The following is a 14,184-nucleotide window of genomic DNA, read 5'->3' on the forward strand; positions in this document are numbered from 1 at the left end:
ATCCCGGCGAACGCCGGGATGACGGAGGAGAGGGGCGGATCCCTACGCCACGCTCTCCGTCCCCAGCGTCGGCTCGACGCGCACGCGCCGCTTCGGCGCGGTCAGAAACAGGTAGAGCCCGCCCGCGATCATCGGCACGCACAGCCACTGGCCCATGTGCAGCCCCGTCGCCTCGATGAAGGTGCCGCGAAACTGCGCGTCCGGCTCGCGGAAGAATTCGACGATGAAGCGCGCGATGCCGTAACCGAGCACGAACAGCCCGACCAGCCGCCCCGGCTGGTACCGCGCCTTCGTCCGCCAGAAGGCGAACCACAGCACCGCGAACAGCAGCACACCCTCCAGCCCCGCTTCGTACAGCTGGCTGGGATGGCGCGCGGGCTCGGGGATGCCATAGGGAAGCGTGCGGTTGAACACGATCGCCCAGGGCACGGTCGCGGGCTTGCCCCACAATTCGCCGTTCACGAAATTGGCGAGCCGGCCGAAGAACAGGCCAAAGGGGACGCAGCAGGCGATATAATCGTGCACGCGCAGCCAGTTGAGCTTGTGCTTTCGTGCGAACAGGATGAGGCCGATCGACGTGCCCGCCGCGCCGCCGTGGAAGCTCATCCCCCCGTCCCACAGCCGGAGGATGCGGATCGGATGCAGGATCATCTCGGGCGCGTAGAACAGGACGTAGCCGATGCGGCCGCCCAGGATGATGCCCAGCGTCGCATAGAAGACGAGGTCGTCGGCATGCCGCCGCGCCATTGGCGCGCCCGGCTGCGCGAGCAGCTTCAGCAGATACCACCAGCCGACGAGGATGCCGGTGATATACGCCAGGCTGTACCAGCGCAGCGTGAAGAAGCCGATCGAGAAGACGTCGGGGTGCAGCCCCAGGTCGTCGAAGCGGATATGGCCGGCCGCGGGCGCGGCGGCGGCGAGGATAGGCAGGATCACGGGCTTCCCCCAGGGATGAGCCGCCTGCATAGTGGCGCAAAAGGCCAAGACCAAGCGGAGAGGTGTATGCGGACCGAACTCGACCAGCGCATGGATGCGACGATGGCGGCACTGACCGCGCCGGGCGCGATGCTCGCGCTCGCCGGCGTCGAAAAATTCGGCCGCACCCTGCCCGTCATCGCCGCGGCGCCGCCCGCGCTGCCCCAGTATTTCGCGCATTATTGCGCCGAGCATGCCGAAAAGCCCTTTCTCGTCGCGGGCGCGGAGCGACTGACCTTCGCGGAGACGCATGCCGCCGCGACCCGCGTCGCGCGCGCGCTGGTCGCGGGCTATGGCATCGCCAGGGGGGACCGCGTCGGCATTGCGATGCGCAATTCGCCGTCGTGGATCGTGCTCTACATGGGCATCCTGATGGCGGGCGGCGTCGCGACATTGCTCAACGGCTGGTGGCAGGCAGAGGAGCTGGCCGCGGCCATCGGCGATGTCGAATGCGCGCTGATCTTCGCCGATCCGCCGCGCGCCGAGCGGCTGGTCGCCGCGCCCGGGACCAAGCCGCCGGTGGTCACGATCGAGGATCGCCTGCCGATCGCCGATGCGCTTGCGCCCGTCATCGCGCGCGACGACGCCGATGCGGCGCTGCCCGCGGTCGGCGCGGAGGATGACGCGACGATCCTGTTCACCTCCGGCTCGACCGGCAAGTCGAAGGGCGCGGTGTCCGATCATCGCGCGGTGGTGCAAGGGACCTTCAGCTTCCTGTCGCAGGCGATCATGATGCTCGGCATCGCGACCGCCGACGGCAATCCGCCGACGCTGCAGCCCGCGACGCTGCTGACGCTGCCGCTGTTTCACGTGACGGCGGAGGTCGCGGTGCTGCTGCAAAGCTTCGCGATGGGACGCAAGCTGGTGCTGATGCCCAAATGGGACGCGCGCGAGGCGATGCGCCTGATCGCGGCGGAACAGGTCACCTATTTCGTCGGTGTGCCGCTGATGAGCTTCGAAATGCTCAACCATCCCGATCGCGCGCAATTCGACCTCAGCACGGTCACCGATTTCGCCGCCGGCGGCGCGCCCCGGCCCGAAGAGCACGTCCGCCGCATTCAGGCGGAAATGGGCGGCGGCGCGCCGCTGATCGGCTACGGCCTTACCGAAACCAACGCGGTCGGCGCGGGCAATTGGCGCAGCAACTATCTCGCCAAGCCCGCCAGCACCGGACGCGCATCGGCGCCGCTGGTCGAGATCGCGGTCCTCGACGACGACGGCGCGTCGCTGCCGCAGGGGGAGCGCGGCGAGATCGCGATCCGCTCGATCTGCAACTTTCGCGGCTATTGGAACAACCCGGCGGCGACCGCGGCGTGCATCACGCCCGACGGTTTCTTCCGCACCGGCGACATCGGCTATCTGGACGAGGACGGCTATCTGTTCATCGTCGATCGCGCGAAAGACATCGTCATCCGCGGCGGCGAGAACATCTCCTGCCAGGAGGTCGAGGCCGCGCTCTACACGCATCCGGCCGTGGCCGAGGCCGCCGTCTTCGGCCTCGCCGACGAACGCTATGGCGAAGTGCCCGGTGCGGTCGTCCACCTGCGCGAGGGCGAGGATGCGGACATCGACGAGGCGGCGCTCAAGGCCTTCCTCGCCGACCACATCGCCGCCTTCAAAATACCCGCCCGCCTGTGGCTCTCCGCCGTCCCGCTACCGCGGCTGGGCACGGAAAAGATCGACAAGGTCGCCCTGCGCACCACCTACCGCGCGCTCGCCGCGGCGGGGTGAGGGGGGCTTGCGGCCTCATGGCCTCGCCGCGGGTAGATCGATCTTCACCGCGTGGGTCTGGACCGGCGTCGTCAGGAAGACGATGCCACTGAGCAGGCCGACGACGCCCCAGCCGTACCGTCGCGCGCGCAAGTCTGCGGCGGCCTTGACGATACAATAGACGCCCGCGATCAGTGCGGCGATGGTCCACAGTGCGAATGTCCACATGCCATGATCCTATCGTGGCATATTTTCGAGGGCAATCAGGGGCTGCGACCATCCGATCCCTGAATATGACGCTGTCCTACAAGACGTAGTTTGTGCTAGGCATTTAGCGAAGATTTGCTGTCCCTGCTGTTTGAACCGTTGAGATCGTAGGCTCGTCGCCCGCCGACAGAGGCGAGGCTTCGAAAATGTGGCGAGCACGTAACAACATTGCGCGTTCAGGTGTCAATTTTGTCAAGACTCGCGGAAAAACCTTGTCAGCGCAGCACCTTCCCACGCCCCGCGCGCGCCGATAGAGCCGCGCGCATGGCACGGATCAGCAGGCGCGGGGTGATCGCAGGCGGCGGAGCGGGGGTCGGGCTCGTCGTCGCTTGGGCGCTGTGGCCGCGTCGCTATCGCCCGAACCTTGCCGCCGCGCCGGGCGAGCATGCGTTCGGCGCGTGGCTGAAGGTCGGCGAGGATGGCCATGTCACCGTCGCGGTGCCGCAGCTCGAACACGGCCAGGGCATCTGGACCGCGCTGGCGCAGGTCGTCGCGGACGAGCTCGGCGCGGACTGGCGCACCGTCGGCGTCGAGCCCGCGCCGCTCAACCCGCTCTACGCCAATCCCGTCGCGCTCGATTCGCTGTTCGAGGGGCAGTATGACCGCGTGCCGGAGGCGCTGCGCCGGACGCTCGCCGCGCGCGCGACGCTGATGCTGACCGCGGGCTCCTCGTCGATCCGCATGTTCGAGGACGGCTGCCGCCAGGCGGGTGCGGCGGCGCGCGCCTTGCTGTGCATGGCGGCGGCGAAGCGCTGGGGCGTCGCGTGGGATGCGTGCGGCGTCGCGGGCGGCTTCGTCGTCCACGGCGACAAGCGGCTGCGCTTTGCGGCGCTCGCGGCGGAGGCGGCGCGGCTGACCCCGCCCGATCCGCTGCCCATCGGAATGCAGGGCGCCGGCAAGCTCGCCGGACGCGCGGTGCCGCGGCTCGATGCGCCCGCAAAGGTCGACGGCTCCGCCACCTTTGCAGGCGACATCCGTTTGCCCGACATGGTCCATGCCGCGATCCGGCAAGGGCCGACCGGCGACAGCCGGCTGGTCGCGGTCGATCCCGCCGTGGCCGATCGGACCCGCGGCGTGCTGACCGTCGTCGAAAACCCGCGCTGGGTCGCGGCGGTGGCGACGACCTGGTGGGCGGCGGAGCGCGCGCTGCAGGCGATGGCGCCGCGCTTCGCCACGCCGGCGCCGGCGGTGGACGATGCGCGCATCGCAGCGACGCTGGCGGACGCGCTCAAGGCGAAGGGACATCGGCTGGCCGCGGTCGGCGAGATCGGCCAGCTGCTAGACGGCAACGGTGTGATCGCGGCGGACTATGCGGTCGACATCGGCCTCCATGCGGCGCTCGAGACGCCGAGCGCGACCGCGGCCTATCGCGACGGGCGGCTCGAATTGTGGCTGCCGACCGGCGCGCCCGCGGTGGTGCGCGCCGCCGCGGCGCGGGCGGCGGGCATCGGCGAGGGCGAGGTCGTCGTCCACCCGGTGATGGGCGGCGGCGTGTCGTCGGCGACGCTCGATCCTTTGGTCGCGGAACAGGCGGCGATCCTCGCGGTGCGGCTGAAGCGGCCCGTCTGCCTCGTCTGGTCGCGGGCCGAGGACATCGCGCACGACCGCTACCGCCCGCCGGCGCGCGCGCGTCTGTCGGCGCGGCTGGCGGGCAATGGCGGGGTGGCGGCGTGGCAGGCGGCGATCGCCGCGCCGGCCACGGGGCGCGCACTCGCGGCGCAGCTGCTGCCCGCCGCCTTTGTCGCGGCGGCGAGCGGGCTGGGCGAGGCGGATCGCTATGCGGTGGCGGGCGCGCTGCCGCCCTATCGCATCCCCGCGGTTGCGATCGATCACCACCCTGCCGACATCGGCGTGCCGACAGGCCATGTCCGCGGCGGCGCGCATGGGGCGACGTGTTTCTTCACCGAAAGCTTCGTCGACGAACTGGCACGCGCGGCGAACAGCGAGCCCGTCTCCTACCGGATCGGCATGCTCGGCGGCGATACGCGGCTGGCGCGATGCCTGTCGACGGTCGCATCGCTCGGCGGCTGGGGCGGCGGCGTGCCGGGCAGCGGGCAGGGGATCGCCTGCCACGCGTTTCGCGGCAGCTTCGTCGCGGTACTGGCGGAGGCCGCGCTGGAGGACGGGCGCGTGCGCGTCGGCAGGCTGGTCGCGGCGGTCGATTGCGGGCGGACGATCAACGCCGACCTGGTGCTGCAGGCGATCGAGGGCGGCCTGATCCACGGCCTGGCACAGGCGACCGGTGCGACGACGGGCATCGCGGCGGGGCGCGCGACGGCTCGGCGAATCGGCGACCTCGGCCTGCCGCGGCTGGTCGATTCGCCCGACATCAACATCGAGCTGATCCGCTCGGACGAGGAGCCGGGCGGCGTTGCCGAACTCGCGGTACCGCCGGTCGGCCCCGCGGTCGCCAATGCGCTGTTCGCGGCGACGGGACGGCGATGGCGCCATCTGCCCCTTCGGGCGTGACGCTGGATCATCGCCGCGACCGGCGCGTATAGAGGCACGGACCATGACACCGCCCGCCGACCATCCCGCCATCCCGCCGCGCAAGGTCGGCGTCCTCCTCGTCAACCTCGGCACGCCCGATGCGCCGGACCCGGCGTCGGTCAGACGCTATCTCGCCGAATTCCTGTCGGACAAGCGCGTCGTCGAAATTCCGCAGATCGTGTGGCAACCCATTCTGCGCGGCGCGGTGCTGACGACGCGCCCGAAGAAGAGCGCGCATGCCTATGGCCTCGTCTGGCGCGATGACGGTTCGCCGCTGGCCGCGATCACGCGCGCGCAGGCGACGAAGCTCGCCGATGCGTTCGGGCCGAACGTCGTCGTCGACTGGGCGATGCGCTATGGCAATCCCGCGATCGGCGACCGGCTGGCGGCGATGAAGGCGCAAGGGTGCGAGCGCATCCTGATCGCGCCGCTCTACCCGCAATATTGCGCGGCGACGACCGCGACCGCCAACGACAAGGCGTTCGCCGCGCTCGCCGCGATGCGCTGGCAACCGGCGATCCGCACCCTGCCGCCCTATCACGACGATCCCGCCTATATCGACGCGCTGAAGGCGTCGGTGGAGACCCAGTTGGAGGCACTGGACTTCGCACCCGATGCGCTGCTCGTCAGCTTCCACGGCATGCCGCAGCGGACCCTGGAGCTGGGCGACCCCTACCACTGCCATTGCCAGAAGACGGCGCGGCTGCTGGGCGAGGCGATGGGGCGCGATGTCACGATCGCCTTCCAGTCGCGCTTCGGCCGCGCCAAATGGCTGGGCCCTGCGACGGATAGGGTGCTGGAGGCGATGCCCGGCCGCGGCATCCGCAAGGTCGCGGTGGTCGCGCCCGGATTCTCCGCGGATTGTATCGAGACGCTGGAGGAACTGGCGATCCGCGGCCGAGAGAGCTTCGAAGGCGCGGGCGGCACCCATTTCGCCTATCTGTCGTGCCTCAACGACAGCGCGGTCGGCCTTGCGATGCTGCAGGCGCTGATCGCGCGTGAGTTGATGGGCTGGGCCTGACATCGCACCACTCCGAACACGAAACGTCACGCTTCGCCCATTGCGGCTTTTCCGCGGGAGCCGTAGCGTCCGGCCCGAACCTAATAACTATGGGAGAGGCGCTTTATGGCACGGGTTGCGATCGTCACGGGCGGTACGCGCGGCATCGGCGAGGCGATCAGCCTCGCGTTGAAAGAGGCGGGGGTCACCGTCGTCGCCAATTACGCCGGTAACGACGAACGTGCGCAGGCCTTCACCGCGCGCACCGGCATCGCCGCGCGCAAGTGGGACGTCGCCGACTATGACGCGTGCCAGGATGGCTGCGCGCGCGTCGCGGCGGAGGTCGGCCCGATCGACATCGTCGTCAACAACGCCGGCATCACCCGCGACGGCACCATCCTGAAGATGGACTATCAGGCCTGGAAAGAGGTGATCGACACCAACCTGGGCGGATGTTTCAACATGGCCAAGGCGGTGTTCCCCGGCATGCGCGAGCGCAAATGGGGGCGGATCGTCAACATCGGATCGATCAACGGCCAGGCGGGCCAGTATGGCCAGGTCAACTATGCCGCTGCCAAGTCGGGTATCCACGGCTTCACCAAGGCGCTGGCACAGGAAGGCGCGCGGTTCGGCGTCACCGTCAACGCGATCGCGCCGGGCTATATCGACACCGACATGGTCGCCGCCGTGCCGGGCGACGTGCTGGAAAAGATCGTCGCCAAGATTCCCGTCGGTCGTCTGGGCCAGGCGAGCGAGATCGCGCGCGGCGTCGCCTTCCTCTGTTCGGACGAGGCGGGCTTCGTCACTGGATCGACCCTGAGCATCAACGGCGGCCAGCATATGTACTGACGGGCGCGGGCCCGCGTGCCGCGGGCCGATGCGCCGGTCACAGCGGCGCAGCGCCCGGCACGGCCGGCGGGATCGGCAAAGACCGATCCCGTCCGACGTCACGGCGGCGGCTTCGCCGTCGCCGCGCTGCCGCCGAGCCGTCCCCTGCACGCAAAAAGGGCCGGCTCTCGCGAGCCGACCCCTTCCACCCCGATACGCCACGCGGGAAACCGTGAGGGTATGCGCCCGACCGGGCGTTAGCGGCAGTAACCCGGACGATCCGACCGCTCCACCGCGCGGCCGGCGAGCGCGCCCGCGCCGGCACCGAGCACGGTGCCCAGCGTGCGATCGCCGCGCGTGTCGATCGTGCGGCCGAGCAGGCCGCCGGCGATCGCACCGACGATCGTGCCGGTGGTGCCGCTGTTGCAGCGGCGCGGCGCACGGTCGCGGTAGTAACCGCGGTCGCCCCGATAGACGCGGCCGTCGTTATAGCCGCGGCCATAATCGTAGCCGCCGCGGCCATAATCGTAGCCGCCGCGATCGTAATAGCCGTTGCCGTAATAACGCTGTGCCGCGGCGGGGGCGGTCGGCACGATGGCGCCCGCGGTCATGGTCAGCGCGGCAGCGGCGAGGCTCAGGGTCTTCAGCATGGGTCTTCTCCCGTTATTCCGTGGCGACGGTGGAAGGCCGGTCGGCCATCTCGTTTCCGTCGTCGATGAAGGGCTTTTGCGCGATTCGCGTTGAGCCGACCCTGAATGCGCATGTTATCCATCGTTCAGGCTTCCCGGCGCGGACGCGCTCCCTATGAGGGGCGGCCATGCGCGTGGTTGTCAGCATCCTGTTGGTCGTTCTTGCGGTGCTGGCGGTGGTACCCGGCTGGACGGGCGAGACGCGCCTCGCCTTGCTTGGCGACCATCCGCAGATGATCGCGACGCGCGTCGCGCTCGATCCGCATGACCCTGCGCGCTTGCGACTGGGCGCGCTCACCTACATGGGTGGGGTCGGCCTGCGCAGCCTAGACCCGGCGTTCGGCGGCTATTCCTCGCTCGCGGTCGATGGTGAGGATTTCACCTTGCTCAGCGACGGCGGCAACGTCGTCACGTTCCGCATGGGCGCGGACTGGCACCCGCGCGCGATCGGCTTCCGCAACCTGCCCGCCGGCCCCGGCATCGGCTGGGACAAGCGCGACCGCGACACCGAATCGATGGTGCGTGATCCCGCCACGGGGCAAAGCTGGGTCGGGTATGAGAATTACAATGCGATCTGGCGCTACGCCCCCGGGTTCGCGCGGGTCGAGGGGCATGTCGAACCACGGGCGATGCGCGACTGGCCGGTCAACGGCGGCCCCGAATCGCTGGCACGCCTGCCCGATGGACGGTTCGTGACGATCAGCGAGACGGGTCATGTTCCCGCGTCACGCTGGCCGGGTACGCGGGCGGCGCGGCTGAAGACGCGCGACGCCCTGATCTTCGCGGGCGATCCGATCGCGGGCGGCGCGCCCGAGGCCTTCGCCTATGAGCCGGAGGGGCGATTCGATCCCGCCGATGCCGCCGCACTGCCGAACGGCGACCTGGTCGTGCTGGAGCGCGATTTCCGACTACCCTATCGATTCCACAACCGCATCGCGCGGGTTCCCGCATCGGCGATTCGGCCGGGCGGCATGGCGCGCGGCGTCACGCTCGCCTATCTCGACGCGCCGCTGATTCACGACAATTTCGAAGGGATCGCCGTGACGCGCGAGGGCAGGGCGACGATGCTGTGGATCGTGTCGGACGACAACCAGTCGCTGTTGCAGCGCACGTTGCTGCTCAAGTTTCGGATCGATACGGCTGCCCGCCGATAGCGCGCACGCCAATGGCCCGCCGCTCCGGGGTGGAGCGGCGGGCCGATGAATCCGTCGGAGAAGAAAGGCTTACGCCGCCTGTGCGGCGGTCGACAGCTTCTTGACGATGTCGCGCTTCAGGCGGCGGCAACGCAGCGACAGCTTCTCGTCGCTGGTCTTGACCAGCCAGTTGTCGAGGCCGCCGTTATGCTCGACCGAACGCAGACCGTGTGTCGACACGCGCAGACGCACGCTCTTCTCGAGCGCGTCGGAGATCAGCGTGACGTTCTGCAGGTTGGGCAGGAAGGTCCGCTTGGTCTTGTTGTTGGCGTGGGAAACGTTGTTACCCACCTGCCGGCCCTTGCCGGTCAGCTCGCAAATGCGCGACATCGCTTTGATCCTGAATTTCGCCTTGGGTTCCGGTTGCCCGGAAAGTGGGCGCCAGTAACCGGTGACGGGCGATCCGTCAACCGTGCCATGCCCCGGAAAGCGTCGCGGACGGCATGATGCAACCCCGGCACGGCGGCGTCGTTGTTACGCCGGTGAATCATTTCAGGGAAGGGGTGCCGCCATGCGAACGTTGCTCGTGCTCATCGGAATCGTCGCGCTGATTGCCGTCGCGCTGATGTATTTCGGCTTCATCAACATCGACCAGACCCGGCCCGCGCTGGTTCAGGCGCCCGCGTTCAAGGCGGATGTCGCGCGCGTCAGCGTCGGCACCGAGAACAAGACCGTCGCGGTGCCGACCGTCAACGTCGAAAAGCCCGCGAACACGCAGTAAATCGGGCCGGTCGGCGGGGGCTTTACCCCGACGGCATGCGGCGGCAGACGGGGAGGCATGTTCCCGCTGCCGCCCCCGATGCGCCGTGCGCTCGACGCCGCGCGTGATGCCGCCGCGGCGGGCGAGGTGCCGGTCGGCGCCGCGCTCGTCTGGCGGGGAGAGGTGATCGCGGCCGCGGCGAATGCCCCGCGTGCGCTGCACGACCCGACCGCGCACGCCGAAATCCGCGTCATCCGTGCGGCTGCCGCACTGCTTCAACGCGAGCGGTTGGAAGAGGCCGAATTGTGGGTGACGCTGGAACCGTGCGCCATGTGTGCAGGCGCGATCGCGCATGCTCGGATCGGGCGGCTCTATTATGCGGCATCGGACGCGAAGGGCGGGGCGGTGGAGCACGGCGCCCGTGTGTTCGCGCACCCGACCTGCCATCACCGGCCCGAGGTTTACGCTGGGATTGGCGAGGGCGAGGCGGCAGCGTTGTTGCGCGATTTCTTCGCGGCGCGCCGCTGAGGCGAAGCGCCGCCCCGGCGCGTCGGCCGGGGCGGCGTCTATCCCCCATCAGCGCTGCAGATCGCTCTGGTTGATCGGCACGATCTTGATCTCGACGCGGCGATTCGCGGCGCGGCCGGCTTCGGTCTCGTTCGACGCGATCGGGTTGCTCTCCCCGAAGCCGCGCGTGCCGATGCGGGCGGGCTGCACGCCGCGGCTGGCGAGGTAATCGGCGACCGCGGTCGCGCGGCGCTCCGACAACTGCTGGTTGTACGCGTCCGACCCGGTCGAATCGGTGAAGCCGTACACGTCGATATACGTCTGATTGTACTGCGCCAGCGTATCGGCGACCTGATCGAGCGTGCGCTGGAACTGCGGCTGCACCGTCGCGCTGTTGTAGGCGAAGGTGATGCCCGACGGGATGTTGAGCAGCAGGTTGTCGCCCTCGCGCACCACTTGCACGTCGGTGCCCTGCGTGCGGGCGCGCAGGTCGCGCTCCTGCTTGTCCATGTAGGCGCCGATGCCCGCGCCGGCGAGGCCGCCGATGCCAGCGCCCAGGATCTTGGCAGTGCGGTCGTTGCGTCCGCCGACGAGGTCGCCCAGCACATAGCCGCCCAGCGCGCCGCCGATGCCGCCGATCGCGGTCGACGACAGCCGTCGCTGGCCCGTCTCCGGGTCGGTGGTGCAGGCGGTGGTGGTGACCAGCGCGGTCAGCGCGGCAGCGGCGAACAGCTTGCTCTTCATCATGTCCCTTTCCGATTGGATGCGGCGTTAAACACAGGTCCGAAGCGGCTTGTTCCGTGTCCGGTCTGAACGCGCGATGATCGCGCGGCCTTCGCCACCGCGATCATCGAACCGGTTGTCGTGTCCGCGTTTGTCGGGCAAAGAGAGGCAACGCCGATGGCTCCCCTTCCGCCCTTCCCCTGGATCGACGTCCTCATCATCCTCGCGCTCGTCGCGTTGAACGGCGTCTTCGCGATGAGCGAACTCGCGCTCGTCTCGTCGCGCCGCGCGCGGCTGGAGGCGATGGCCCGCACCGGGCGCAAGGGCGCGACGACCGCGATGGCGCTCGCCGCCGACCCCGGCAAGTTCCTGTCGACGGTGCAGATCGGCATCACGCTGATCGGCATCCTCGCCGGCGCCTATTCCGGCTCCAGCCTCGGCGGACCGACCGCGGCGCGGCTCCAGGCGCTCGGCCTGTCGCAGCATAGCGCGGAAACTTTGGGCTTCGCGATCGTCATCGGCCTCACCACCTACGCCTCGCTGATCGTCGGCGAACTCGTCCCCAAGCAGTTCGCGCTGCGCAAGCCAGAGGTCGTTGCCGCGCTGGTCGCGGTGCCGATGCGCTGGATCGCGATCGGCTGCGCGCCGCTCGTCTGGCTACTCGATTCGTCGAGCGCGCTCGTCTTTCGCCTGATCGGCCTCAACCGCGAATCGGAGGATCAGGTGACGGCGGAGGAGCTGCACCTGATCGTCGCGGAGGCGAGCAAGTCGGGCGTGATCGAAGAGCATGAGCGCACGATCATCTCCGGCGTCGTCCGCCTCGCCGACCGCCCGGTGCGCGAGGTGATGACGCCGCGCACCGAGGTCGACTGGCTCGACGTGCGCGCCAGCGCCGACGAGGTGCGCGACGCGCTGCTCGCCTCGCCGCACAGCCGCATCCCCGTCGCGGAAGGATCGATCGACGCGGTCGTCGGCGTCGTCCAGGCGCGCGACATCGCCGGCGCGCTGTTCCGCGGCGCACCGCTCGACCTGGCGCAACTGATGCGCAAGGCGCCCGTCGTCATCGACCGGATCGACGCGATGGACGCGCTGATCGAACTGCGCCGTGCCGAGGTGCCGATGGCGCTGATCCACGACGAATACGGCCATTTCGAAGGGATCGTGACGCCGTCGGATCTGCTCGCCGCGATCGCGGGCGAATTCGCGTCCGATGCCGATCCCGACGACGCGCCATCCGTCGTGGTGCGCGACGACGGGTCGCTGCTCGTCGCGGGCACGATGGCGGCCGATGCGCTGGCCGAGCGGCTGGGCATCGACCTGCCCGAGGATCGCGACTACGCCACCGTCGCCGGCCTCGCGCTCGCCGCCTTCCGCCATTTGCCCGGCGAGGGCGAAAGCTTCGAGGAACAGGGCTGGCGGTTCGAGGTCGTCGACCTCGACGGCCGCCGCATCGACAAATTGCTGGTCAGCGAGGCCTAGGCGCAACCGTTACCGCGGATGTGTTCCGGAGTGACGGAGGAACTGATCTTTCGACACGCGTGATAGGTTAAGGCGGACCGGTCCCGGGAGCCCGGCCCGGCGCGTGCTCCCTACCGCCCCGCCACCTCGCCTTCGCGCAGCGTCAGCACCTCGACACCCGTCGCGGTCACCGCCACGGTATGCTCGAACTGCGCAGAGAGTTTCCCGTCGTCGGTCACCACCGTCCAGCCGTCGTCCTCGGTCGACACGCCGCGCCGGCCCTGGTTGAGCATCGGTTCGATCGTAAAGGTCATGCCTGCGCGCAGCACCTCGCCGGTGCCCGCCCGGCCGAAATGCAGCACGGTCGGCTCCTCGTGCATCTCGCGGCCGATGCCGTGGCCGCCATAGTCGCGCACCACCGAATAACCGTTGGCCTTAGCATGGCGTTCGATCGCAAAGCCGATGTCGCCCAGCCGCGCGCCCGGGCGCACCGCGCGAATGCCCCTCCACATCGCCGCCTGCGTCACGTCGAGCAGCCGCCGCGCGGCGGGCGCGACGTTGCCGACGGCGTAGGTCTTGCTTGAATCGGCGATATAGCCGTTCTTCTCCAGCGTGATGTCGAGGTTGACGATATCGCCGTCGCGCAGAACATCGTCGGCGCTCGGCACGCCGTGGCAGACGACATGGTTGATCGAGCTGTTGAGCACATAGGCGAAGCCATATTGCCCCTTGCTCGCCGGTCGCGCGGAAAGGTCGATGGTGATGAACCGTTCGACCATGTCGTTGATTGCCAGCGTCGACAGGCCAAGCAGTGATTGGCGATCGAGCATTTCGAATACCGAGGCGAGCAGCCGGCCCGACACCCGCATCAGCGCGATTTCGTCGGGCGTCTTGATCGTGCCGGCGGTCACAGCCGACCGAACACCGCCTCGAACCCCTTGATATCGCCCGCTGCGAGCAGCCGCGCCTGTTCGATCCAGCGATCGCGCGCCATCCGCCCGCTGAACGCGCCGAGATCCGCGTCGAGCCGCGCGGCGGCGGCATCGTCGAGCGCGGCGAGCTGGCCGACGCGCGTGATGCCGAGCTCGCCCAGCCGCGCCGCAACCTTCGGGCCCAGGCCCTTCAGCTGGCTTACCGGCCGGTCCGCCGGATCATCCGGTGCGGCACCCGAATCGGGGATGGACGCCGCCTCCGATGCCGGCGCGGCGTCGAGCGGCGCGGCGGCGGCGATCGGTTCGTCCGCGATCGGCGCGGTCGCGACAGACGCGGGATCGGGCGCGGCGGGTGCCAGCGGCGGCGGCGGCGGTGCCACCGGCGGCGCGACCGGTGCCGTCGGGACGGGCGTCGGGGCAGGGGCTTCGCGGACGTCCTCGCCGACCTTGCGCGTCGCCGCTGGTGCCTCAGCCACCTCGGCGTTGCGCGCCTCGATCTCACGCTCCGCCTGTCTGCGCCTATGCTTCAGCCGCGCCCCCCAGATCAGGCCGAGGATGACGACGATCGCAAAGATCGCGACGATCGTCAGATGCGCGGTGGTGAAAAGCGTGGTGGTGCTGGGCAGCAGGCTTTCGCCCGGGACCGATGTGGCGCTGTCGTTCATCGTCTCATCCTAATTGCCGCCGCGCAGCCTGCAAACGGGTCGTCCGG

15 protein-coding genes are annotated in these 14,184 nt (G+C 69.4%); 8 read left to right on the forward strand and 7 right to left on the reverse strand.

From position 1 onward, the window contains the following. Positions 1–42 precede the first annotated feature (42 nt). Complete coding sequence (gene lgt / locus DM480_RS08375) at positions 43–936, reverse strand: prolipoprotein diacylglyceryl transferase (protein WP_115381027.1); 894 nt, start codon at positions 934–936, stop codon at positions 43–45. 66 nt (positions 937–1,002) lie between these two features. Here lgt and DM480_RS08380 point away from each other — a divergent pair, with 66 nt between their 5' ends. Beyond that, a complete protein-coding gene (locus DM480_RS08380) occupies positions 1,003–2,706 on the forward strand; it encodes a class I adenylate-forming enzyme family protein (protein WP_115378424.1) in 1,704 nt (567 codons plus the stop codon). A 15-nt stretch (positions 2,707–2,721) separates the two neighbouring features. Here DM480_RS08380 and DM480_RS08385 read toward each other — a convergent pair whose 3' ends face one another. Continuing rightward, positions 2,722–2,913: a hypothetical protein gene (locus tag DM480_RS08385; RefSeq protein ID WP_115378425.1), complete on the reverse strand. Its 192-nt coding sequence runs from the start codon at positions 2,911–2,913 to the stop codon at positions 2,722–2,724. A gap of 303 nt (positions 2,914–3,216) precedes the next feature. Here DM480_RS08385 and DM480_RS08390 point away from each other — a divergent pair, with 303 nt between their 5' ends. The 3 genes from DM480_RS08390 (at position 3,217) to phbB (ending at position 7,291) form a co-directional block, all read left to right on the forward strand. Next, on the forward strand, positions 3,217–5,421 hold the full coding sequence (locus tag DM480_RS08390) for a molybdopterin cofactor-binding domain-containing protein (protein WP_115378426.1): 2,205 nt from the start codon (positions 3,217–3,219) through the stop codon (positions 5,419–5,421). A 43-nt stretch (positions 5,422–5,464) separates the two neighbouring features. Beyond that, positions 5,465–6,463 carry a ferrochelatase gene (gene hemH, locus DM480_RS08395; RefSeq protein WP_115378427.1) on the forward strand — a complete coding sequence of 333 codons (999 nt, stop codon included), beginning with the start codon at positions 5,465–5,467 and terminating at the stop codon, positions 6,461–6,463. 105 nt (positions 6,464–6,568) lie between these two features. Then, positions 6,569–7,291 (forward strand): acetoacetyl-CoA reductase, encoded by a 723-nt coding sequence (gene phbB / locus DM480_RS08400; protein ID WP_115378428.1) that lies wholly within the window; start codon positions 6,569–6,571, stop codon positions 7,289–7,291. A gap of 236 nt (positions 7,292–7,527) precedes the next feature. Here phbB and DM480_RS08405 read toward each other — a convergent pair whose 3' ends face one another. Continuing rightward, positions 7,528–7,920: a glycine zipper 2TM domain-containing protein gene (locus tag DM480_RS08405; RefSeq protein ID WP_115378429.1), complete on the reverse strand. Its 393-nt coding sequence runs from the start codon at positions 7,918–7,920 to the stop codon at positions 7,528–7,530. 167 nt (positions 7,921–8,087) lie between these two features. On the opposite strand from DM480_RS08405, the gene DM480_RS08410 reads away from it, so the two are divergent. Then, positions 8,088–9,113 (forward strand): esterase-like activity of phytase family protein, encoded by a 1,026-nt coding sequence (locus DM480_RS08410; RefSeq protein WP_115378430.1) that lies wholly within the window; start codon positions 8,088–8,090, stop codon positions 9,111–9,113. 69 nt (positions 9,114–9,182) lie between these two features. On the opposite strand, the gene rpmB is transcribed toward DM480_RS08410, so the two are convergent. Continuing rightward, positions 9,183–9,482: a 50S ribosomal protein L28 gene (gene rpmB, locus DM480_RS08415; RefSeq protein ID WP_115378431.1), complete on the reverse strand. Its 300-nt coding sequence runs from the start codon at positions 9,480–9,482 to the stop codon at positions 9,183–9,185. 181 nt (positions 9,483–9,663) lie between these two features. Here rpmB and DM480_RS08420 point away from each other — a divergent pair, with 181 nt between their 5' ends. Then, positions 9,664–9,873 (forward strand): hypothetical protein, encoded by a 210-nt coding sequence (locus DM480_RS08420; RefSeq protein WP_115378432.1) that lies wholly within the window; start codon positions 9,664–9,666, stop codon positions 9,871–9,873. Positions 9,874–9,951: 78 nt separating this feature from the next. Further along, complete coding sequence (locus DM480_RS08425) at positions 9,952–10,380, forward strand: nucleoside deaminase (protein ID WP_115381029.1); 429 nt, start codon at positions 9,952–9,954, stop codon at positions 10,378–10,380. Positions 10,381–10,428: 48 nt separating this feature from the next. On the opposite strand, the gene DM480_RS08430 is transcribed toward DM480_RS08425, so the two are convergent. Further along, positions 10,429–11,103 carry an OmpA family protein gene (locus tag DM480_RS08430; protein WP_115381031.1) on the reverse strand — a complete coding sequence of 225 codons (675 nt, stop codon included), beginning with the start codon at positions 11,101–11,103 and terminating at the stop codon, positions 10,429–10,431. A 156-nt stretch (positions 11,104–11,259) separates the two neighbouring features. Here DM480_RS08430 and DM480_RS08435 point away from each other — a divergent pair, with 156 nt between their 5' ends. Continuing rightward, positions 11,260–12,561 (forward strand): hemolysin family protein, encoded by a 1,302-nt coding sequence (locus tag DM480_RS08435; protein WP_115378433.1) that lies wholly within the window; start codon positions 11,260–11,262, stop codon positions 12,559–12,561. Positions 12,562–12,671: 110 nt separating this feature from the next. Here DM480_RS08435 and map read toward each other — a convergent pair whose 3' ends face one another. Beyond that, a complete protein-coding gene (gene map, locus DM480_RS08440) occupies positions 12,672–13,451 on the reverse strand; it encodes a type I methionyl aminopeptidase (RefSeq protein WP_269801923.1) in 780 nt (259 codons plus the stop codon). Next, complete coding sequence (locus DM480_RS08445; RefSeq protein ID WP_115378434.1) at positions 13,448–14,137, reverse strand: hypothetical protein; 690 nt, start codon at positions 14,135–14,137, stop codon at positions 13,448–13,450. The genes map and DM480_RS08445 overlap by 4 nt, the downstream gene beginning before the upstream one ends. Positions 14,138–14,184 lie beyond the last annotated feature (47 nt).

Origin of the sequence: Sphingomonas sp. FARSPH, assembly GCF_003355005.1 — a bacterium.
Taxonomy (GTDB): Bacteria; Pseudomonadota; Alphaproteobacteria; order Sphingomonadales; family Sphingomonadaceae; genus Sphingomonas.